The organism is Christiangramia pacifica (assembly GCF_057221535.1).
In genome coordinates this window covers 1,412,481-1,434,602 of record NZ_CM170146.1, presented here as the reverse complement: position 1 = coordinate 1,434,602, position 22,122 = coordinate 1,412,481, and the positions used below count along the sequence as shown (strand labels likewise).

Sequence of the window (22,122 nt, the reverse complement as noted above, 5' to 3'; positions counted from 1 at the left end):
CCGAAAAATGAAACGATATATAATTTTAATTCTGGTTATAGGTCTTCAATATTCCTGTAGTGAAGTTGTAGACGGGATCAATGACGATCCAAATAATCTGACTGAAAGCTCATATGGTAGCATTCTCACGGGTGCTGAAGTTGGAAACATTATTGTACAAACCGGTGAATCTGCCAGAAGATCAGCTCTTTTTGCGGGACAATATACCGGGATAGATCGCCAACATCTTGGATTTACACAATACAATGTAACCACCAGCGATTTTGATGCTTTATGGTATGACCTTTATGTGAATGCTTTCAGAAACGCTGTTGAAGCAGAGAATGCCGTGCTCGAAAATAACATCGGTCCGGTTAGTCTTGGTATTACCCAGACGATGCAGGCTTATATCATAGGAACCGCCGCATCCCTTTACGGAGACGTTCCTTATGACGAAGCAGCAAACCTTGAAAATACAGATCCGCTTTATGAAGATCAGCCTGCAGTGTTCCAGAAAATTCAGGACAGATTAGACGAAGCTATCTCTAATCTGCAAATGGGAGGAGGAAGACCTGTTGGGGGTTCAGATATTTATTATGACGGAGCTCCGAATAAATGGATTGAAGCCGCATATACTTTAAAAGCGAGATTTTACTTAGAGACTAAACAATATGACCTGGCTTACCAGGCAGCCCAGAATGGAATTAGCTCAATGGAAAATAGCATGTATGCTCCACACGGTACCGCGGCAGATAATTCCAATCTTAATTACCAGTTTTTTGCAGTAGAAGTTAGACAGGCAGATGTAATTGTTTCAGAATTCATGACCAGCCTGATGCAACCCGGGGCAACCAATCCAATTCCGGCCAACTATCGCGGAAATTCCAAAACAGATGAAACAGCACGTTTTAATTACCTTTTCAATATCACCAGTGTGGGTGTTCAACCTAATACTGAAGATGGATTTGCAGCTCAAACAGCTCCTGCTCCGCTTGTGACCTACCAGGAAAATTTGCTTATCCTGGCAGAGGCAGGACTTAGATCTCAAGGATTTGATACCGGACTGCAGGAATTAAACGATTTTCGCGCATTTATGGATGCCGGAGGATATTTGATGAATGTAGATGACACCAATATCAATTATGAAGCCTATGCCTCAGGAGATTTCAATTCAGGTGGAATTGAAAATACTGACGGTTTGAGCCCGGAAGATGCTTTATTGAGAGAAATTCTGGAAGAAAGATATGTCACCCTTTTTGGATTAATCCATCCTTTTAATGATCTGAGAAGGACATTGAATGAAACCAATGTTAGAGTTCCCGTGCAACCATCTTCGGGCGATCAATTACCTCAGCGATTCTTATATCCGCAGACAGAAATTGACAGAAATGACAATTCACCAAGCCCAATCCCTAATTTTTTCGAACCTACTGATATCAATTCATAAGTAAAATGAAAATTAAACTGAACAAATATTTACTAAAGCTTTGCTTTCTATTATTACTATTTCCGGCTGCCGTTGTAGCTCAGGAGAAATCTGAAAAAGTACTTTTTGTAGGTAATAGTTTCACCTATTTCTACAATATGCCTCAAATGGTGGAAGCCATGGCTAAAGATCAGGGAGTTGATCTGCAAACCTCTCAATCTACAGTTGGAGGAAGCAATCTCGCCCAGCACTGGAACGAGGAAAAAGGGACTAAAACCATGGAAATTCTGGAAAATGTGAAGTTTGACTATGTAGTGCTTCAGGATCATAGCATGAGTACAATAGATGCTCCGGACAGATTTGAAACCTATGCGACCAAATTGATAGATCTTATCAGAGAAAAAAATGCTGAGCCTCTGTTGTCTATGACCTGGGCGTATGATTCAAACCCGTTGATGCAGGAAACCATCAGTTCCTCTTATATAAATTTGGGAAATAAGCGTGGAGTTAAAGTGGTTCCTGTCGGAACGATTTTTTTGAAGGCTCAGCAAGCAAGGCCTGATCTTAAGATGTATTTTGATGATAAGCATCCTTCTTCAGATGGCTCTTATCTTATCGCTCTAACCTATTACAAATATTTTACAGGCAATTCGGTGCTTGATATTCCAAATAGATTAACCATTGAAGATTCTGAAGGAGACAAATTGTACTTATGTTTTGTACTTCCGGAAACCGGAGCATTTCTAAGGCAATTAGTAGAAGATTTTGACATGGAATCCTTTAAAGCAGCTCATTAATGAAGATCAACAAGAATATATTTTTGATCCTGGGACCGGTAATATTCATGGTCCTTCAAGCTATCGGCGGACCTGAAGGTATGCCCGAATCAGCTTATGACGTGTTATGCGCAACGATTTGGATCGCCTTATGGTGGGTGACAGAAGCAGTCCCTATTGCTGTTACTGCCCTACTCCCCATCGTATTATTTCCATTAACCGGTGCTCTGGACCTTTCCACAACCACAGCATCTTATGGTCACAAATACATTTTCCTGTATATGGGAGGATTCATTCTGGCCATTGCTATTGAAAAATGGAATCTCCATAAGCGCATGGCACTTCATATTATCAAATTGATTGGTACGAACGTGAAGAATATTATCCTGGGTTTTATGGTAGCTACCGCATTTCTGTCTATGTGGATCTCAAATACAGCAACCTCGGTAATGATGCTTCCCATAGGAATGTCTATAGTGTCGCAGCTTAAAGACAATCCATCAACCATTATGGATGAAAATAAGCTATTTGGAAAAGCGCTTATGCTGAGTATCGCTTATAGTGCGTCTATTGGTGGTATCGCCACTTTAATAGGAACGCCGCCAAACCTTGTTTTCGCTGGATACATTCAGGAGATCTATAATATCGATATTTCTTTCTTCCAGTGGTTAAAGTTCGGTTTGCCGATATCTATTATACTACTAATTATTTCCTGGTTCTATATCACTCACATTGCATTTAATTTTAAGCAAAAAGAATTTCCAGGTGGGAAAAAGGAAATACAAAGACTTATTACTGAACTCGGCCCGATGAAACGTGAAGAGAAGATCGTAATGAGTGTTTTTATCATCACTGCGATATGTTGGATCACGAGATCATTTATCCTAGAAAAATTTCTTCCGGGAATTGACGATACTATAATTGCCATGATCGCTGGGATCACTCTTTTCACCTTGAGTTCAGGAGAAGAAGGAAAGAGAATCATTCACTGGAAAGAGGCTGTAAAAATGCCCTGGGGTATTATTCTTCTTTTTGGCGGAGGTATGGCTCTTGCCTCAGGTTTTGAGGTTACCGGGTTGGCACAGTGGTTTGGAATGCAAATGACATTACTAGAAGCCTTGCCGCTATTATTGCTGATACTCATAGTAATCTTCAGCGTGAATTTTATCACCGAGCTTACTTCAAACCTGGCGACCACCGCGATGTTATTGCCAATTCTCGCTCCAATTGCATTGAAGTTAGACCTTAACCCATATATGTTGCTCGTTGCTACCACGGTGGCCGCATCTTGTGCATTTATGTTACCGGTGGCCACTCCGCCTAACGCCGTGGTTTTCGGTTCGGGTTATTTAAGAATACCAGACATGGTGAAAACAGGGATCTGGATGAACCTGATATCTATATTAATACTTACCGCCATGGTTTACCTCCTGCTACCATTTCTCTGGGATTTCGATCCCTTCGGTTTTAGCGAGCAATTTGTAATTGAAAATCCATAATCCAGAATAACTATCTAAAAAATTTAAGTAATGAAAACTATTATACAATCTAAAACAAGCGCACTTCTTAAAACAAGTGTCTTGATCTTCATTTTTCTGGCTTTTGCAGCCTGCTCTAATGACGATGACGCCACAATAACAGATGATGGAGTTCTTCGATTACTGAAACAAAATATTGGTGAAGATGAGTTGACCAACGGAGCCGAAAATATTCCGGTGGAATCTCCTTTAACCCTGATTTTCTCGCATAGTTTAAATACTGAAGCGCTTAGCTCTGCTCTTCAGCTGAATACCGGTGGAAGCGATGCGAATTACGAACTTGAATTTTCCAATACAAATTCCACGATCACTATCACGCCTACCACACGCCTGGATTATGACACTGATTATACTATCATAATTCCAGCCGGGTCTTATGGAACTGATGGCGAAGAATTGAAAGAGGCCATCAATATCAATTTTAAGACCGCTGCTTACGTGCCTCCGGTGATAAAACTTTCTGCCGAAGCAGATCAGGTGAAGGAAAGCGCTGAAACTTTTACGGTAACTGCAGAATTAGACAAAGATTCTGAAGATGACATCAGTTTTACCCTGGATTTTGGAGGTACAGCGACACTCGGTGAAGACTATTCCGTAAGTGAGACAGAATTTACAATTCCAGCAGGTGAAATTTCCACCACGTTTGAAATTACCACCTCTCCAGATTCAGAAAATGATGATAATGAATCCATCATTATCACCGTTGCCAGTATTGAGAATGCAACTGATAATGACAATACTCAAGTGGAAATAAATATTACAGAAGAATTGCCACCATTATCGCTTAAAGGAGTGCTTGCCCTTACCTGGGACGGTGCAGATACAAACGACGGTAAAGCTGTACATGTTATTGCCAACGCCGATATCGCAGATTTAAGCCTTTACAGCCTTGGGGTGGCCAATAACGGAAATGGAACAGACGGACCTGAATATACTTTCCCGGCCATTTCGCTTTCTGAAGGAGATAATGTTCTCGTAGCACGTAATCCTGCAGCTCTAACCGCATATTTTGAAGACTGCGGTAGCGAATTCGCCGAGATCCTGGAGTCTAATAGCTCTATTAGTCAAAATGGTGATGATGCCATTGAACTATTCAGCGGTGATACCATCATCGAAGTTTATGGAGATTCTGATGTGGATGGAACCGGAGAAGCCTGGGAGTATTCAGGTTCATGGGCTTATAAAATAGGAAGAGAATGGACCACCGGTAGTATAGATTGTACTGTGGGAGGAACTCTGAATAGCAATTCTCCATGTCCATATCCAATTTGTAAAGAAGCGCTGGAGATCAAAGGAGTATTAGCACTTCTTTGGGATGGCAGCGGAACCAATGGCGGTAAAGCCATTCATTTGAAAGCGAACAAAGATATTGAAGATCTAAGTATTTACAGTGTTGGGATCGCTAACAATGGAGGCGGAACTGATGGTCCAGAATATACTTTCCCGGTAATTTCAGTTGAAGAAGGCGATGATATTCTTCTGGCCAGAGAGCCTGGAACTATAGCCGCATATTTCGGGGACTGTACAGATGAATTTGAATATGTGCTTGAATCGAATGGTTCCGTAAGTCAGAATGGAGATGATGCCATAGAATTATTCAACAATGAAGTGGTAGTAGAAACTTACGGAGATGCAGATGTAGATGGAACCGGAGAATTCTGGGAGTATTCAGGATCCTGGGCGTATAAAATGAACGGGGAATTTATGACTGGCGGACTCGATTGCGCAGGTGGTTCTACCTCAACCCAAAGTTCAGCCTGTCCTTACCCAATTTGTGAATAGAATTAGCCAGAGCGGGAAGTATTGTCTTTCCGCTCCATAAAATTTAAAATGAAAAACATGAAATTTATTATACGAATCCTGAGTTTGATAGTGCTGACTAGCATTTTTGTGAGTTGCGCCACTGATGACGATTCCCTGGATGAACTATCGATTTATTCAGCAACTATCAATGGAACAGAATTTAATGATTCTCCTGCCAATATACCTTTGAATGGAACTATTGAAGTTGCATTTTCCCATGTCCTAAATGCCGAGGCCCTGGAACAGGTTCTAAACTTTTCAGATGCCCAGGGAACAGCTAATTACACTACTACTTTAGGTAATGCAGGTTCAAAAGTTCAGATAAATTATTCTGGCCTTAATCCAGGATCAACTTATACTCTCAATATAGATCCAGGTTCTCTTGGTGACAATGGAGAGCAGTTGAATACTGGATTTTCCAGAAGCTTTACCACAACTGAAGAGGTAGAAGAATCAAAAACTCCATGTATCACAGCTTCAGAAGAATGTATGCAAAGCATAGAAATTATGGATGGAGCTGAGTTTGAATTTTACAGTTCTTATGATATAATTTCTGATAGCGATTTTATCTGGGAGAACATAGAGAAAGTTGTGGTGGTGATCCACGGGCAAAACAGGGATGCCGATGAATATTTCAGATATATGACCAATGCAGTTGGAGATCTGGGAAAACTGGAAAACACTCTGGTGATCGCTCCTTATTTCAAGGAAGAAACAAATGCTACGGAAGGAGAACTATTCTGGGATACTAACTGGAGAGAAGGAGCAATTTCTGCAAATTCGGGCCAGGATATCAGTTCATTTTCTGTACTTGATAGTTTAGTGGATTATTTAGCCGACACCGAAAAATTTCCAAATCTAAAGGAAATGAATTTTGCAGGACATAGTTCTGGAGCTGCGATGGTTCAGCATTACGCGATAGTTAATACTTCCGAAGCTATTTATTCAGAATACCAATTTCAGTATATCGTAGCGAACAACCAGTATTTCTACTATCCTGACGGAAGACGATATAATGAGACTACGAATGAATTTTATACACCAACAGACTGCACAGGTTATAATTTCTGGCCTTATGGTTACGAAACTGCCCCGTCTTATGTAGATGGAATGAGCATGGAAGATCTCCTTCAGCAGCAGATTTCCAGAAATACTGTTTATTTATTAGGAACTGATGACACTAATACAGAGGGAACTCTGAATACTACAGATTGTGCCGCAACTTTACTTGGTTCGAACAGGTTGGAAAGAGGTAGAAATATTTTCAATTTTTTTGAAACTTTTTATCCTGAAAATAACCAGGAGAAAATCGAGGTGCCGAATATTGGACATGATGCCAATGCGATGTTCAATTCCGAAGAATTTAAAGAGCTATTGAATAGAGAATAGTGCTTATGTGTAGAATTGCTAATTTAAAAAAGCTGCTCGTTCGAGTGGCTTTTTTTTATTCCATAAGTTTAAATAATGCCATTTTACAGCTTAACATTTTTTCACACTACACATTAAATTAATCCCAAATAACTTCCAATTAACAGGTTAGCGTCTCTCGTTGGGTAAATTTGAACAACCAAAATAATTAAAAAGTTATGAAAAATTTGAACAGTTATTTATCTAAAGCTGGACTATTGATGCTATTTATAGCAATTACCAGTTGCGGACCAGGAAAAAGCGGAAGCGGAGATGTGGATGCATTGATGCAGGATTCAAGAGATGCTAAAGCTGCCATGTTGCAGGCAGACGATAATCTTCAGGAACTATTTAGTGAATCTGCAGGATATGCGATTTTCCCTAACGTAGGGAAAGGAGCATATATCATTGGAGGAGCTTCTGGAAACGGAGTAGTTTATGAAAATGGAGCTGTGGTAGGTTACTCTAACCTGAAACAGGTTGATGTGGGATTACAAGTTGGTGGTAAAGCTTACAGAGAAGTACTTTTCTTCGAAACTCAGGAAGACCTAGAAGATTTTAAAGACGGAGAATACGAACTTTCTGGTAATGCTACTGCTGTAATCATTGAAAAAGGAAAATCTAAAACTATAAAGTTTGTAGATGGAATTGCGGTTGCTACTATGCCAAAAGCTGGAGCGATGGTAGGAGTATCTGTAGCCGGACAGAGATTTGGATATACTGCCAAATAATTCTGAAAGAATTATATTGCTATGAAAAATGAAAAAGCCACTCGAATTGAGTGGCTTTTCTTTTTAGTAGCGGGAACTGGACTCGAACCAGTGACCTTCGGGTTATGAGCTTGACAGAATGAAACTACAAAATTCAACAAAACACCGTATAATGTACTAATATCAATGCAGTCAATTTTTTTCGGTTTCAATAAAAACCAATTAAAATCAAATTATTCTGTACTTATTCTGTACTAGTTTTTTACTATCTTTAATACTCACTCAAAAAATGAATTATGGCAAGTATAAAAATTGTGTTGAGAAGAAACATGATGCGGAAAGATAAAACAATTCCTCTTGCTATTCGTATTAGTGAAAATTACAAAACAAATTATCAGTGGCTCGGACATTATGTACTAGAAAAGGATTGGGATAAGGATTTGGGAAAAGTAAAGCGGACTCACCCGAATTCACAAAAACTGAATAATTTTCTCATGAAAAAGCTTACCAAAGCCCACGATATATATTTTGATTCCAAGGATAGTATCACTCCGAAACAAGTAAAGCAAAAATTGAAGGGACCTGGTGGTTCGAAATCCTTTTTTACACTTGCATCAGAGCGAATTAAAAACAAATATGATCGTGGTACTTTTTCCGTTGCAAAATCAGAATTATCAATCTTATATAATTTAGAGGAATTTCTTAATCACAAACCTTCTTTAAGTAAAACCACTGCTATAAAGAATATTATTAAAAGAAGAAAGGATAGAGTAAGTAAAGCTAGGAAATCAGAATTCAACTTCCTAGATGGGGTTGTTTATTTCAAAAAAAATAAAAAATTGAAGTTTCGAGAAATAAATGAAGCCTTCCTAGATAAGTTCAAAACATTTTGTGCTGCATATCTTGGCCAGAAAACCAGAACCATTACAAATCAACTCATTTTTATTAGGACAATTTTCAATGTCGCAATTAAAGAAGGAATTGTGGATCCGAAATTTTATCCTTTCGGCGGAGAAAAGGAAAAAATAAGAATTGGATCGGGTAACAAAATAGGATTAACTAAAGAAGAAATTGAAAAAATCGAGGCTTTAAACGTTGAAAATGACTCCCATATGCGGCATACTAAAAATGTCTGGTTAATATCTTTCTATTTTGCCGGCATTCGTATTTCGGATGTGGTCAAGTTGAAATGGTCAGATTTTAAAAATGGACGTCTTTATTATGTGATGAATAAAAATGAAAAACCAATTAGCTTAAAAGTTCCTGAGAAAGCCGAAGAAATATTAAGTTTCTATCGAATTAGTAAAAATGAAAATAAAGGTTTTGTATTTCCATTCTTAAAGCTGGCTAATGTCAACGACCCAGAAGATATTTTTACTAAGAGTCGGAATGCAACAAAACTTTTCAATAAGCACTTAAAAAGAATTGCCGCTCAATGTAATATTGATAAAAATTTATCAAACCATATTGCGCGTCATAGTTTTGGAAATATTGCGGGAGATAAAATACATCCTTTGATGCTTCAAAAACTTTATCGCCATAGTGATTTAAAAACGACCTTAAACTATCAAGCTAACTTTATTCATAAAGATGCAGATGATGCCTTAGATAGTGTAATTAATTTTTAGTAGACTCTCTGTGAATAATAGAAGTTTCAATTTTATATTCTAAGGGATCACAATCTACCTTTCCCTCAATCCTATCTACAACCAACTCCATAGCCAGTTTTCCCTGCTCCTCCGCATGTTGGTCTACCGTGCTTAAGGAAGGCATAAAATGTTCCCCCATCAGTCCATTTGTAAAGCCAATAACGGATAGATCTTCAGGAATTCGAAGCCCCTTCTTTCGGGCATTTTTCATCACTAAAATTCCAGCCAGTTCATCAGAGGCTATAATTCCGTCAATTCCATACACGTGGACAAGCTTCTCAAGTTCATCTCCCGGAAAATGATTTGTATCAAAATCAATGATCGTCCTTTTCATATTCAAATTTTTTATCGCACTTATATAGCCGTTTTTGCGCTCCTTATCAACACTTGTAGAAGAAATTGCTGAAAAGTATGCAATTTTTCTACAACCAGATTTATACAATTCCATAGTAGCCTGTTCAGATTGTAAGGAATCATTGATATGAATCTTATCACAATCTATTTCTGCCAGAACCCTGTCAAATAGAACGAGTGGAACTTTATAATTAGAAATCACTTTTAAATGCTCCAATTCGAGTTTTGTTTGTGTTTCTTTCGACAGACTCATTATCAAACCATCTACTTGTCCTGCAATAAGTGTATTTATGCTTTCTGCTTCTTTTCCAATAGATTCATTGGAAATACAGATAATCACGCGATATCCTAGTTCACTTGCCTTGGTTTCAATCCCATGTAATGCCTTAGCAAAAAAGTGAGGCATTATTGCCGGAATCACTACTCCAACTGTTTTTGTGAAACTTGTTTTCAGATTTTGTGCCATTGCATTTGGCAGGTAATGATTGAGTTTTGCCAGTTCCTTAACTCGATTTTTGGTTTGAATACTGATCTCCGGACTATCATTCAATGCTTTTGAGACTGTGCTAATCGAAACATTCAGTAGTTTGGAAAGTTGTTTTAAAGTAATTTTATTCTCCATGAAATAGTTATTTCTTTAAATAATGAATTTCAGACAATTCATTTAACCTCTGGGCAGCTGTTTCAGCCGTTATGTCGCGTTGTGGTCCTGCAAACATCTCATACCCTACCATAAATTTTTTCACGGTGGCCGAACGTAATAGTGGTGGATAAAAACTCATATGAAAATGCCATTCCGGATATTGCTTCCCATCCGTGGGCATTTGATGTATACCAGAGGAATAAGGAAAAGAAGTATTGAATAAATTATCATATTTGATGGTTAGCATTTTTAAAATTTCAGCGTAAGCTCTTTCTTCCTTTTCGTTTAACATCCCAATATGTTGAATATGTCGCTTTGGAATAATCATGGCTTCAAAAGGCCAGACAGCCCAATAGGGAATCAACGACACGAAATATTCATTTTCACCCAAAATTCGATCTCCAAGAGCCAGTTCCTGCTCCAGGTAAGAACTTAAAAGACTTTTATGGTTTTTATTCCAAAACTGCTTAAACTTCTTAGATTTCTTTTTGATTTCTACAGGAATAGATGACTGTGACCAAATCTGGCCATGAGGGTGAGGATTACTACATCCCATTACTGCACCTTTATTTTCAAATATCTGAACGTAATTGATAAAGTCTTTAGAGCCTAATTCCCGATATTCTTTTTTCCATACTTGTACCACTTTAGTGATTTCTTCCAATTCCATTAAAGGGAGGGTAAGTGAATGATCGGGCGAAAAACAAACCACCTTGCACACCCCTCTTTCACTTTCAGCTTTTAGAAGACCTTCATTTATACTATTTACAGGTGTCTCCGTTAACAAGGAAGAGAAATCATTTACGAAAGAAAATGGTTCTTTGTAATTAGGATTACTATCTCCGCTGGCCCTGCTATTACCAGGACATAAATAACATGAAGGATCATAGCTTTCCTTTTTAACTGCCTTTTGATCTTCCGTTTTTCCCTGCCAAGGTCGTTTGGTTCGATGGGGAGAAACCAGTATCCATTCTCCCGTTAAAATATTATATCTTCTATGTGGACTATTGTTCAATATATTACTCATTGCTATTTATTGTATAAGTATTTATGAATAGTTGTTCCAGAACCCGGAGAAACTGAAATAGCATCCATTTTAATATTAAATTCTTTGAAATACGCTTCTCTGATTTCCTTGACATAGGAATCTATTTTTTCTCTTTCTATCAAGTTGATGGTGCAACCTCCAAAGCCCCCTCCCATCATTCTGGATCCGTATATAAAATCTTTTTCCTCCGAGTAATCCACCATAAAGTCCAGCTCCGGACAACTCACCTCATAGTTGTACTGAAGACCGCGGTGGGATTGATACATCAAGCGACCAAATTCCTTTAAATTACCTTTTTTTATGGATTTGGAAGCTTGTTGAACCCGTTCGTTTTCTTTTATTACGTAATGAGATCGCCGGTAGGTATTTTCTGAAAGCTGATTTTTATATTCCTCAAGCGTAGAAAAGTCAACCTCTCTGAGGGAGTTTATTTCCGGATGCCACTTTTGTATTAATTCTACAGCTAGTTCACACTCTTTCCTGCGTGTATTGTATTCACTATCTGCTAAACTATGGGCTACATTGCTGTTTAGTAAGAGGATTTGGCAATCCTCAAAATCTGCGGGAATAAATTCAGCCTCCAGATTTCGACAATCCAGTAGGATAATATGATCTTTTTTGCTCATAACGGATGCAAACTGATCCATGATCCCACAATTAGATCTCACGAAATTATTTTCAGCTAACTGACATAATTTAACGATCTCCAATTTTGAAAAATTCAAGGTAAAAAGCTCATTCAGGCCTGTAGCGAAACCACATTCCAATGCTGCCGAAGAACTTATACCAGCTCCTATAGGCAATTCACTTTTCACAATACAATCAAATCCCGAAAGCTTCTTTCCTGCTTTGTAAATTTCATCGACAACACCTAGTAAATAGTTCTTCCAAACTGCTTCCTGTTTATAGATTTCATCTAGGTGAAATTCAAAATAACTATCATAAGTTTCACTATATATCCTGCATATATTCTTTGAATCATTTTTTTTTAATTCGAAAAAAATCATTTTATCTATTGCCGTAGGCATTACAAAACCATTATTATAATCGGTATGCTCTCCAATAAGATTTATTCTTCCCGGAGAGGATACTTTAATTTCGGGATTAAAATCCCTAAATATTTTGGAATATTTCATTTTGCTATATTCTTGTTGTATTGTAGCTTTTAATATGTTCTAAAAGGAATAGGAAGGATGCTAATTCTTTTATATACATCTTTTATTTGATCCTAGACTTATTTAAAACAGCTTCAAACTATATTTACTTTACTTATTTCTTTATTTGGGATACTTTCACCTGCCATTCCCAAGCACTCTTTAAAGCTTGATCCAAGGAGCGAACGGATTTCCATTTAAGCTCCTTATTAGCTTTTCTGGTATCGGCATAGGCCGCGGTAATATCGCCTTGCCTACGACCTTCGATTTTATAAGGTAGCCGTTGTCCCGTTGATTTTTCGAATGAATTTATGACCTCCAAAACAGAATTGCCGTGGCCCGTACCCAGGTTAAAAACTTCATAATTGGCTTTTTCTTTTTCTTCTATTAATCTATTTAATGCGGCTACATGTGCTTCGGCCAGGTCCATAACGTGAATATAATCCCTCACCGCAGTTCCATCTTCCGTAGGATAATTGTCACCAAAAACAGCTAATTCTTGGCGCTGGCCAATTGCTGTCTGTGTAATATATGGCACCAAGTTCTGGGGAGTTCCAATAGGTAGCTCTCCAATTTCCGCCGACTCATGAGCTCCAATAGGATTGAAATATCGCAGGGAAATTGCCTTAAAATTTTCTTGAACTCTGCAAGTGTCCTCGATGATCTCCTCCCCAATTTGTTTAGTATTCCCATATGGAGACTCTGCCTTCTTTACCGGAGCATTTTCATTAATTGGCAATTCATCTGCCTGACCGTATACTGTACATGAGGAACTGAAAATAAGCTTGCATCCAGGTCGAGAATAAATTGAATTGAGGATATTAATGAGACTACAGAGATTATTTTCGTAATACAGTAATGGTTTCTTCACACTTTCACCCACCGCTTTGGAGGCTGCAAAATGTATAACCCCTTCCAAATCCTTTTGATTTTCAAAAAAATCTGTTACATTCTCTTTATTTTTAAGGTCAAGGTTAAAAAATTCTGGAGTTTTACCGGTAATTTTCGTAATACCGTCCAACACATCTATAGAGGAATTAGAAAGGTTATCAATTACTATTACCTCAAACCCCTTTTCTTGTAGGGCTACTACAGTATGTGAACCAATAAAGCCTAAGCCCCCTGTTACTAATATTTTTTTTTTCATTTCTAAAGTATTTTTTTTTAGGAACTATCAAAAAGTTATGATCTTAAACCCTTCTGAAGTGATTTGTTTATATAATAAATGTCGAAAGCACCTTAACTCTAGCTATTTCATATTCTTCGGAAATATTCTAAGATCCGCTAAGTATACCATTAAAGTTCCGTGCAAAATCCAGATAGTCCAGTGGCCCTATTGATTACCTGAAGTAACGAGCATCAACCTATTCGCATTCCTTTAAAGTATTTATAGGATTTTTTAAATGTTACAGCCATATTATTTCATATCAATGTTCGCATAACCCGAACCAGCCATTTTTACTCTTTTTTTGTGACAATCTACCTTAAGATTTGCTTCAGCAACCACACGACCTGATTTAAGATCAATTTTTCTATCCCGACACTGTTAACATTCCAGCTACCTTATCTTAAGTATAGGTTTTAAAAGTTAAATTTGACGTTTAATTAGGTATAGCTATTGGAAGATTCGTCAATCGGAACTTCATTCCTAGAAATAAATGTTATTTTTACATTTCTAATGTAATGAAAGTTCAGAAAAAATTAAGGAATTTTTACTTTTTTTAATTCTGGCTCTTTTTATTTAAGAATTTAAAATTGACAAAGATCTGTATATGACTGTAATACTTAAATTTTGGATTTCTATAAAATTTTTACATTTGATTGATGATTACTAATTACTCCAGCGAGGATAAAGTTCTGCTAGCCGTAGACTGTATAATTTTCGGTTTTGACAAAGAAGATTTGAAAATTCTTCTTATTAGAAGAGACATTGAACCAGAAAAAGGTAAATGGTCTTTAATGGGTGGATTTCTAAAGCAACAAGAAGACTTGGATCAGGCGGCTGATAGAATATTGCGCACTCTTACCGGAATTAGCAATGTATATATGGAACAGCTTCAAAGTTATAGTGCTTTAGATCGTGATCCGGTAGAACGTACAATATCGGTTGCATACTATGCTCTAATAAATATTGAAGAACATAATCCAGAACTTATAGAAAAATATTCGGCAAAATGGTTTAGCGTATCAAAATCTCCCCTACTCATTTTTGATCATAATATAATGGTAGAACATGCTATTAGTAGACTTCGATATAAAACTTCGAAAGAGCCCATTGGTTTTGAATTACTACCAACAAAATTTACCATGCTCCAGTTACAAAAACTTTATGAATCCATACTTAATGAAAAAATTGACAAAAGAAATTTTATCAATAAGATTAATTCTATGGACATTTTAATAAAACTTGATGAAAAGGATATGAGTTCATCTAGGAAAGGTTCATTCCTGCATAAGTTTGATGAACTTAAATACAAAAGAAAAAAGACGGAAGGCTTTTCATTTAACTTGTAATTCTAAGTTAATTAAAACTTTTAATATGGTCGTTTAAAAAATTTCCTGATCTTACGATGCTGGATTATTTTCATAACACTTAATTAGAGGATTTCTCACAAATATTCAAATTAGATTCGATGTTTATTTGTTATACATGGAGATCTGCAACAGCATTAAATCAATTGATATTTTAAACACTTAAAAATCACATTAATTTCATTAATAAAGTCATTGAATTTATTGAAACTATCACTGGGAAAATGAAAATGTCGTACTTTCTTCACGTATTTATATTGTTGAATTGCTGTACTGCAATGGGTCAGCAAAATTATAAGCAGAATGTTTCTGAAGAAAATTTGAATTTTCATCTTTTGGACGTGTCATCTGGACTATCTCATAATTTCGTGAATGACATCACCCAGGATTCCTTAGGATTTATTTGGATCGCAACGTATGATGGACTAAATAGATATGATGGTAAGAATTTCCTACAGTTTAAAAATCAAATTGATGAGACAACTCCCGGATTAGCAAACAATTATGTCCAGGATATTGAAATTACTCATGAGAAATTATTCCTTGCAACAGATGCTGGTTTGAACCTCTACGACCTTCGAAAAAATTCTTTTCGCCTACTTGATGAAAAAGAAGGCCTTTATAATAATGCCAGCGTAATTAAAAAACTTCCCGATGGACATATTATTGTTGCTTCCTATCATAATGGTATAAAAGTAGCTAATGATGGACTTGATACTATTTCAAGTTTACAAGCTTATCTAGAATCTAATGAAAGTATCCCTTCTAAAGAAATCTCTACGATTGAAATTCAGGCAGATTCTATAATTTGGATTGGATCCTTTGATAAGGGTTTATGGAAAATTTCACTTAAGAATCATAAAATCAAGCACTCCTCAGACCTGACAGATTTGAAGTTACCCAGTCAGGTTGTAAATAGAATTTATATCGATTCACAGGAAAATGTTTGGATTGGAACGCGTAATGGTCTTGTTGTAAGAACCCATGATCGAAAATCCGTCTATTTAGAAAGTTCACTTGAATTTCAGAAAGGACTTAGTGATAATGAAATTTTAAGTTTTCAGGAAGATGAATTTGGCCGAATGTGGATTGGAACTAGAAATGGCGGACTTAATATTCTTAATATTTCAAGCTTACTTGAAAAAAATCAACTTAAAATTAAATGGTATCTGCCGCGGAATGATGGGAAGAGTGTTTTTAATCGGACTGTAGGGGCAATTTTTAAAGACAGAGATAAAAATATGTGGCTTTCCACTCCTATCGGAGTGACTTTCGTAAAACCTGGCGGAGAACAAATAAACTTAATAAAGCAGGAGAATTTTGGAACCAATTCTATAAGTCATAATAGAATTGGATCACTTGCAAAAGCTACCGAAAATCAAGTGTGGATAGGGACAGATGGTGGAGGTTTAGACCTTTACTCTCCTGATAAAGGAAGAATAAAACATTTTCAGCATAACGAAAACGATCCCTCCAGTCTTAGTAATGATTATTTAATTTCTATCTATCAGCAATCCCCAGATTCCTTATGGGTAGGAACATACCAGGGAGGTTTGAATTTATTGAATCCTAAAACCGGGAAGACTAGGCATTATTTACAGGGTTCTACTTCCAATGGTAGTGATGTTCGAGTCATTTACGAATCCAAGGCAAAAATTTTATGGATTGGTACAAATAGAGGAGGTTTATTTAAATATAATTTTACCCGGGATGAGTTTAATTATATTGAACGCCTTGGAAAAATAGATATAAGATCTATAGCGGAAGACAAAAAAGGTAATTTATGGCTGGCGACCTACGGCTCCGGCATTATAATGTATAATCCACTGGATGACACGGTAGTCGAATACAACCAGTCGAATTTCAAAGGAATGACGAATGTAATCTTTTCCATTCTAATCTTACCCGAGGGTGATATACTGGCAGGTTCCCGATATGGAGGCCTTCTAAGAATAAATCCTGAATCAAAAGAGATACAACGTTTTACTGAAAAAGATGGTTTAAGTAATAACACTGTTAATAGTATGATTCGTCAGGATTCTACCTATATATGGATGGGCAGTTATAACGGCCTTAATAGATATAACACCAAGACTAACCAAATATTAAACATTAGTTCTCTCAATAATATTCAGGAAGGGGAATTTAATATTGGGGCCGCCATAATGAATGAGCAGGGTAAACTGTTTTTTGGAGGTAATAACGGTCTCAACATCTTTGATCCTAAAGATTTTACTCCTTCTGAAAATGAATTACCACTTAGATTTATAGGTCTAAGAGTTTTAAACAGAGATATTAATATACTTGATAGCGATAAAAATGACATATTGAAGGAAGCTTTACCTTATGTAGATACCATTAACTTAGCCTATAACCAGAGTACCTTTTCGATTGATTTTGCGGCTTTAAAATACCCCACGGCTAAAAACCTAACCTACTCCTATAGATTAGAAAATTACAACGACTTCTGGATAGATAATCAAAATTCCGGAACTGCAAATTTCACCAGTGTTCCACCAGGGGAATACAATTTTATTGTTAAAACAGATTCCGGTTTAGGGGAAGGAAACACGAAAAGTCTTCACATTAACATAATTCCGCCATTTTGGAAAACGATTCCAGCCTACATCATTATAGTTTTATTAGTCGTACTGAGTATCTGGTTAATTATGAGGTATTATTCAGAACGCATCAAATTAAAAAACTCATTGTTATTTGAGCGAAAACAGCGTTCTCTGGAACATGACCTGAATGAAGAACGTTTTAGATTTTTTACTGCTTTTTCTCATGAATTAAAAACTCCTTTAACCCTTATTTTAGCTCCCGTTCAGAATTTACTCTCGAAACATCCCGGAAAAGAAACTAAAAAAGATTTATTATTTATTCAAAGAAATGCTAAGAAGTTGTATAAATCTATCGATATGCTCCTTAGGTTTAGAAAAGCCGAAGAGGGAATGTCAAAAATTATTTTAGAACCCCATGATCTACCTTCGAGAGTCCGGCGTTGGGTAAAGAGTTATTCTCCACTGGCAAAAGACAAGAATATTACCCTTAACTATGTTGGACCAGTTGAATCCAGAATTTATAAAATTGATATTGAAAAAATTGAAATAATTGTAAGCAATTTGGTTTCAAATGCCTTAAAGTATTGTGATGAAGGTGATCACATTGAAGTAATCTTTACCAATAATAAAAATGGCTTTCAAATTGAGGTTCAGGATTCTGGAAAAGGCATCCATCCAGACGAATTACAACATGTTTTTGAATGGTATTATAGAGCAAATACTGCCGAAAACAGAGCAGGTACAGGAGTGGGACTAGCTTTATCCAAAAGTTTTGCTGAACTGCATGGCGGTAATATTTCGGTGAAAAGTAAAATTAATGAAGGAACTAATTTCTGTCTAAATATTCCAATTAAAGAAACGGAATTTCCTTCAAAAGAAGATTTTAGGAAGGAACTGGAAGAATTAGAGAAACCGGTTGAAATAAATGAAGGTCTTAATTTCGATAGTGAGCTCGCATCTCTCACCTCCAATGATAAAAGAAAACTTATTTTGATTATTGATGATAATGAGGAAATATTAAGTTTTCTAAACAGCATCTTCAAAAAAGAATATGATATAGTTCATGCTATAAATGGAATGGAAGGGGTGAAAAAGGCTCAAAAATATGTACCTGATATAATCATCTCAGATCTAATGATGCCTAAAAAAAGTGGGTTTGATGTTTGTGCAGATTTAAAAGGGAATTTTGCAACAAGTCATATCCCAATAATACTATTGACTGCGGATACGGCCATTGAGAGTATGAATACAGGTTACGAGGAAGGGGCTGATGATTATATTACCAAACCATTCAACACACAACTTTTAAAAACAAGGGTTCATAATCTTTTAGAAAGCCGGGAGTCCTTAAAAGAGTCGTTCAAAAATAAAATAGATTCTACAGGCGTATCAGGTGAAGTTTCGAAGGGCTTAGTGTCAAAAGAAAAAACTTTTCTGAAAAAATTAGATACAACAATCTGGGAACATATAGCAAACGATAGCGATAATGTAAAGGATATCGCGAAAGACATAGGAATGAGCAGAGCATCCCTTTACCGTAAATTAAAAGCGCTAACCGATCAAAGCATTAATGAGTATATTAGAAATCTAAAGATTGACAAAGCTGCGGATTTAATCGCTCATGAAAAGCACACAGTTTCCCAAGCTTGCTATGCGGTAGGTTTTAATAACATTAAATATTTCAGAAAGATTTTCAAAGAACGATTTGGTAAAAATCCATCAGATTTTAAAGCTTAATATTCATAATATTTTAAATAATTACCGAATAATTTAAGATTTTCATAACAATGCACGATTTACCCCCCTGAATTGACCCAATAAACCCTGTGGCCTTTTGGATTAGTATGATATCCTTGTATAAAGAACTTAAATTTTCGAATGGAAAGAATTATTTTTATCCTGATCAGTTTTTTCTGTTCATTGTTAATTTCAGCCCAAGACTATACAAAATCTGATTTTAATAAGGAATGGCAATTTCAAAAAGGAGACAGCACTACAGTATTTTCTAAGAGTTCAGACTGGAGAGATTTAGAACTCCCTCATGACTGGAGTATCGAAGGACCTTTCGATTCAAAATGGGCCAGCGGCACAGGATTTCTTCCTGGCGGAATTGGATGGTATAAAAAGAACTTTGATATTCCCAATTATGATCCAGAAAAGGTATATGCAATCTATTTTGACGGTGTTTATAAAAATAGCGAAGTATGGATCAACGGTCATTTCCTGGGAAAAAGACCAAATGGTTTTATTCCTTTCCAATACGACCTTACCCCCTATTTAAACGCCAAATATAATGATATACTGGTAAAAGTAGATCATAACGAATATGCAGATTCTAGATATTATACTGGTTCTGGAATTTATCGAAATGTTTATTTTATTCAACAGAATCCTACACATTTTGCGCAATGGGGAGTATTCTTTTCCACTCCTGAAGTTTCCGAAGAAAATGGAATGGCTAAAATTGCAATAGAAATTAGAAATCAGACCAATGAAATCGTGAAATCAACGGTTAAAGCAGAACTTCTTGATAACAATGGGAACGCTGTAGCTACTTCTGAAAAAACACTGTCATTAAGACCAGAAAAACAAAATTATATAGAACTGGATTTAGAAGTTGAAAATCCCAACCTATGGTCTCCGGAGAATCCAAATCTTTATGAATTAAAGGTTAGTCTTCAGAAGGATAATCAGGTACTTGCAGATACCTGGAAGGAGAAGGTTGGTTTCAGGTCATTTAGGTTTGATTCCAATAAAGGATTTTTTCTTAACGGTAAAAATATGCTAATTAAAGGTGTTTGTATCCATCACGATGCTGGCGCTTTGGGGGCCGCCGTTCCCGAAGCCATTTGGAGAGAGCGATTAAAGACTCTGAAAGAGCTTGGTGCGAACGCCATAAGAATGAGCCATTATCCCCATCAGGATTATATGTATGATCTTGCTGATGAACTAGGTTTCCTGGTACAGGATGAAGCATTTGACGAGTGGAAATTCGGAAAGAATAAATGGATAACCGGATGGAATGTCGGTAATCCCGGAAATGATGGCTCACACGAAGATTTTTCCGAATGGGGTGCGCGTAATGTTCAGGACATGATCCGTAGAAACAGAAATCATGCTTCTATTATTATGTGGAGTATCGGAAATGAAATTGATTACCCAAATGACCCATATAGCCATCCTGTATTGGATGAAGGTCGCAATCCGCAAATCTATGGAAAGGGTTATAACCCAAACAATCCACCTGCATCTGAATTAGGAAAGCTAGCCAATGAGCTGGTGAATGCTGCTAAAATGTACGATACTACCAGAGCAATAACGGCAGCTCTCGCTGCCTTGACCATGTCTAATCATACTATCTATCCTCAGGTACTGGATATAGTAGGTTATAATTATCAGGAATATAGATATGAAGAGGATCACAAAGCATTTCCTAACCGGGTGATCTACGGAAGCGAAAATGGTGATAGCTTGGAAGCCTGGCTGGCAGTAACTGAAAACGATTATATTTCTTCTCAATTTCTATGGACCGCTTTTGATTTTAATGGTGAGGCTAGAGAATGGCCAAATAGAAGTAGCGGCGCAGGCATTCTTGACCTAGCCGGAAAACCAAAACCTGACTTTTACTTCCGTCAGAGCCTTTGGAGCCACAAGCCCATGGTTTATTTAGGTGTGACCGATAGCGAGAGCAATGTGAATATAAGGAGAAATATTCAATTCGATTGGAAAGGTACAACCGGGCAAACTAAGTACGTAACAGCATATAGTAATACAGAGGAAGTGGAACTCTTCTTTAACGGTAAATCTTTAGGCAGGAAACAAGCCGATTATATTCCTGGGAAAATGGTCTACTGGGAAGTTCCGTACAAAAAAGGGCAACTGGAAGCCAAAGCATATAGGGATGGTAAACAAGTAGCCTCATATCAATTGAGTACTCCCCAAGGAGTTAAGAAGATGTCTATTTCAACAAACCGAAAGAACTATTCTGAGAATAAAGACATCATAATTGTTGACCTTTTATTAATTGATGAAAGTGGTTCAAGAATAACCGACCAGGATACTGTAATAAATTTCCAGATTGATGGGCCAGCCAATGTTTTAGCTTTGGAAAGTGGAAACAGAGATAGTCATGAATCATATCAGACAAGCAAACACAAGACCTTTCAGGGAAGATTACGTGCTTATATTAAGGTTTCAGAGACCGCCAAAGAAGATATAAATATCGAAATTTCTTCTGAGGGTCTTGCAAAAGAAGAGATCATAATAAAAAAGCTTTTATAAAGTTTTGAATCCATTCTACAAAAATTAATCCGTCAGTACATATCAATTTAAGAAGCAATTTCTTGATAACGTGTACCGATAACTAATTTCAATTCATATTTCTTCATGCTTTTTAGATCTATTTTTGAAAAGGTATTCTAATAAAATTTCTTACCAAGAAAGAAAAAATATTAATACAGATATAAAAATTTAAATTGGTTATTTAACGAATTTCGAAATAGGAATTGCCACAATATATAGATCAAAACTTAATAATTC

Annotated in this window: 14 protein-coding genes; 10 read left to right on the top strand and 4 right to left on the bottom strand. The window is 36.6% G+C overall.

The window, feature by feature from the left end; translation table 11 throughout:
- Nucleotides 1-7: 7 nt before the first annotated feature.
- The 7 genes from AC2S94_RS06610 to AC2S94_RS06580 all read left to right on the top strand — a co-directional run bounded on the left by AC2S94_RS06610 (nucleotide 8) and on the right by AC2S94_RS06580 (nucleotide 9,267).
- Nucleotides 8-1,426: a SusD/RagB family nutrient-binding outer membrane lipoprotein gene (locus tag AC2S94_RS06610; RefSeq protein WP_484630680.1), complete on the top strand. Its 1,419-nt coding sequence runs from the start codon at nucleotides 8-10 to the stop codon at nucleotides 1,424-1,426.
- Nucleotides 1,427-1,431: 5 nt separating this feature from the next.
- Nucleotides 1,432-2,202 carry a hypothetical protein gene (locus AC2S94_RS06605; protein WP_484630679.1) on the top strand — a complete coding sequence of 257 codons (771 nt, stop codon included), beginning with the start codon at nucleotides 1,432-1,434 and terminating at the stop codon, nucleotides 2,200-2,202.
- Nucleotides 2,202-3,680, top strand: a complete 1,479-nt coding sequence (locus tag AC2S94_RS06600) for an SLC13 family permease (protein ID WP_484630678.1) — start codon at nucleotides 2,202-2,204, stop codon at nucleotides 3,678-3,680. The genes AC2S94_RS06605 and AC2S94_RS06600 overlap by 1 nt, the downstream gene beginning before the upstream one ends.
- A 30-nt stretch (nucleotides 3,681-3,710) precedes the next feature.
- Entirely contained in the window at nucleotides 3,711-5,501 is a 1,791-nt protein-coding gene (locus tag AC2S94_RS06595; RefSeq protein WP_484630677.1) for an Ig-like domain-containing protein, read from the top strand.
- Between the two features lie 57 nt (nucleotides 5,502-5,558).
- Nucleotides 5,559-6,911, top strand: a complete 1,353-nt coding sequence (locus AC2S94_RS06590) for an Ig-like domain-containing domain (RefSeq protein ID WP_484630676.1) — start codon at nucleotides 5,559-5,561, stop codon at nucleotides 6,909-6,911.
- A gap of 197 nt (nucleotides 6,912-7,108) precedes the next feature.
- Entirely contained in the window at nucleotides 7,109-7,660 is a 552-nt protein-coding gene (locus AC2S94_RS06585; RefSeq protein ID WP_484630675.1) for a lipid-binding SYLF domain-containing protein, read from the top strand.
- A 275-nt stretch (nucleotides 7,661-7,935) separates the two neighbouring features.
- Nucleotides 7,936-9,267: a tyrosine-type recombinase/integrase gene (locus AC2S94_RS06580; RefSeq protein WP_484630674.1), complete on the top strand. Its 1,332-nt coding sequence runs from the start codon at nucleotides 7,936-7,938 to the stop codon at nucleotides 9,265-9,267.
- On the opposite strand, the gene AC2S94_RS06575 is transcribed toward AC2S94_RS06580, so the two are convergent.
- From AC2S94_RS06575 to galE, 4 genes are all read right to left on the bottom strand, one after another.
- Nucleotides 9,257-10,264 carry a LacI family DNA-binding transcriptional regulator gene (locus AC2S94_RS06575; protein WP_484630673.1) on the bottom strand — a complete coding sequence of 336 codons (1,008 nt, stop codon included), beginning with the start codon at nucleotides 10,262-10,264 and terminating at the stop codon, nucleotides 9,257-9,259. The genes AC2S94_RS06580 and AC2S94_RS06575 overlap by 11 nt on opposite strands.
- Nucleotides 10,265-10,271: 7 nt before the next feature.
- On the bottom strand, nucleotides 10,272-11,312 hold the full coding sequence (locus tag AC2S94_RS06570; protein WP_484630672.1) for a UDP-glucose--hexose-1-phosphate uridylyltransferase: 1,041 nt from the start codon (nucleotides 11,310-11,312) through the stop codon (nucleotides 10,272-10,274).
- A 2-nt stretch (nucleotides 11,313-11,314) separates the two neighbouring features.
- Nucleotides 11,315-12,469: a galactokinase gene (gene galK, locus AC2S94_RS06565; RefSeq protein ID WP_484630671.1), complete on the bottom strand. Its 1,155-nt coding sequence runs from the start codon at nucleotides 12,467-12,469 to the stop codon at nucleotides 11,315-11,317.
- A 133-nt stretch (nucleotides 12,470-12,602) separates the two neighbouring features.
- On the bottom strand, nucleotides 12,603-13,634 hold the full coding sequence (galE, locus tag AC2S94_RS06560) for a UDP-glucose 4-epimerase GalE (protein WP_484630670.1): 1,032 nt from the start codon (nucleotides 13,632-13,634) through the stop codon (nucleotides 12,603-12,605).
- A gap of 677 nt (nucleotides 13,635-14,311) precedes the next feature.
- Between galE and AC2S94_RS06555 the strand changes: the two genes are divergently transcribed.
- The 3 genes from AC2S94_RS06555 to AC2S94_RS06545 all read left to right on the top strand — a co-directional run bounded on the left by AC2S94_RS06555 (nucleotide 14,312) and on the right by AC2S94_RS06545 (nucleotide 21,864).
- Entirely contained in the window at nucleotides 14,312-15,001 is a 690-nt protein-coding gene (locus AC2S94_RS06555) for an NUDIX hydrolase (protein ID WP_484630669.1), read from the top strand.
- A 248-nt stretch (nucleotides 15,002-15,249) separates the two neighbouring features.
- Nucleotides 15,250-19,320 carry a hybrid sensor histidine kinase/response regulator transcription factor gene (locus AC2S94_RS06550; RefSeq protein WP_484630668.1) on the top strand — a complete coding sequence of 1,357 codons (4,071 nt, stop codon included), beginning with the start codon at nucleotides 15,250-15,252 and terminating at the stop codon, nucleotides 19,318-19,320.
- A gap of 141 nt (nucleotides 19,321-19,461) precedes the next feature.
- A complete protein-coding gene (locus tag AC2S94_RS06545; RefSeq protein WP_484630667.1) occupies nucleotides 19,462-21,864 on the top strand; it encodes a glycoside hydrolase family 2 TIM barrel-domain containing protein in 2,403 nt (800 codons plus the stop codon).
- The last annotated feature ends 258 nt before the right edge of the window (nucleotides 21,865-22,122 follow it).

Bases quoted from the DNA above. Each gene is read 5' to 3' on its own strand.
- AC2S94_RS06595 (WP_484630677.1), top strand. From the start codon at position 3,711: ATGAAAACTATTATACAATCTAAAACAAGCGCACTTCTTAAAACAAGT.
- AC2S94_RS06555 (WP_484630669.1), top strand. From the start codon at position 14,312: ATGATTACTAATTACTCCAGCGAGGATAAAGTTCTGCTAGCCGTAGAC.
- AC2S94_RS06545 (WP_484630667.1), top strand. From the start codon at position 19,462: ATGGAAAGAATTATTTTTATCCTGATCAGTTTTTTCTGTTCATTGTTA.
- AC2S94_RS06575 (WP_484630673.1), bottom strand. From the start codon at position 10,264: ATGGAGAATAAAATTACTTTAAAACAACTTTCCAAACTACTGAATGTT.
- AC2S94_RS06550 (WP_484630668.1), top strand. From the start codon at position 15,250: ATGTCGTACTTTCTTCACGTATTTATATTGTTGAATTGCTGTACTGCA.
- AC2S94_RS06600 (WP_484630678.1), top strand. From the start codon at position 2,202: ATGAAGATCAACAAGAATATATTTTTGATCCTGGGACCGGTAATATTC.
- galK (WP_484630671.1), bottom strand. From the start codon at position 12,469: ATGAAATATTCCAAAATATTTAGGGATTTTAATCCCGAAATTAAAGTA.
- AC2S94_RS06610 (WP_484630680.1), top strand. From the start codon at position 8: ATGAAACGATATATAATTTTAATTCTGGTTATAGGTCTTCAATATTCC.
- galE (WP_484630670.1), bottom strand. From the start codon at position 13,634: ATGAAAAAAAAAATATTAGTAACAGGGGGCTTAGGCTTTATTGGTTCA.
- AC2S94_RS06605 (WP_484630679.1), top strand. From the start codon at position 1,432: ATGAAAATTAAACTGAACAAATATTTACTAAAGCTTTGCTTTCTATTA.
- AC2S94_RS06580 (WP_484630674.1), top strand. From the start codon at position 7,936: ATGGCAAGTATAAAAATTGTGTTGAGAAGAAACATGATGCGGAAAGAT.
- AC2S94_RS06570 (WP_484630672.1), bottom strand. From the start codon at position 11,312: ATGAGTAATATATTGAACAATAGTCCACATAGAAGATATAATATTTTA.
- AC2S94_RS06585 (WP_484630675.1), top strand. From the start codon at position 7,109: ATGAAAAATTTGAACAGTTATTTATCTAAAGCTGGACTATTGATGCTA.
- AC2S94_RS06590 (WP_484630676.1), top strand. From the start codon at position 5,559: ATGAAATTTATTATACGAATCCTGAGTTTGATAGTGCTGACTAGCATT.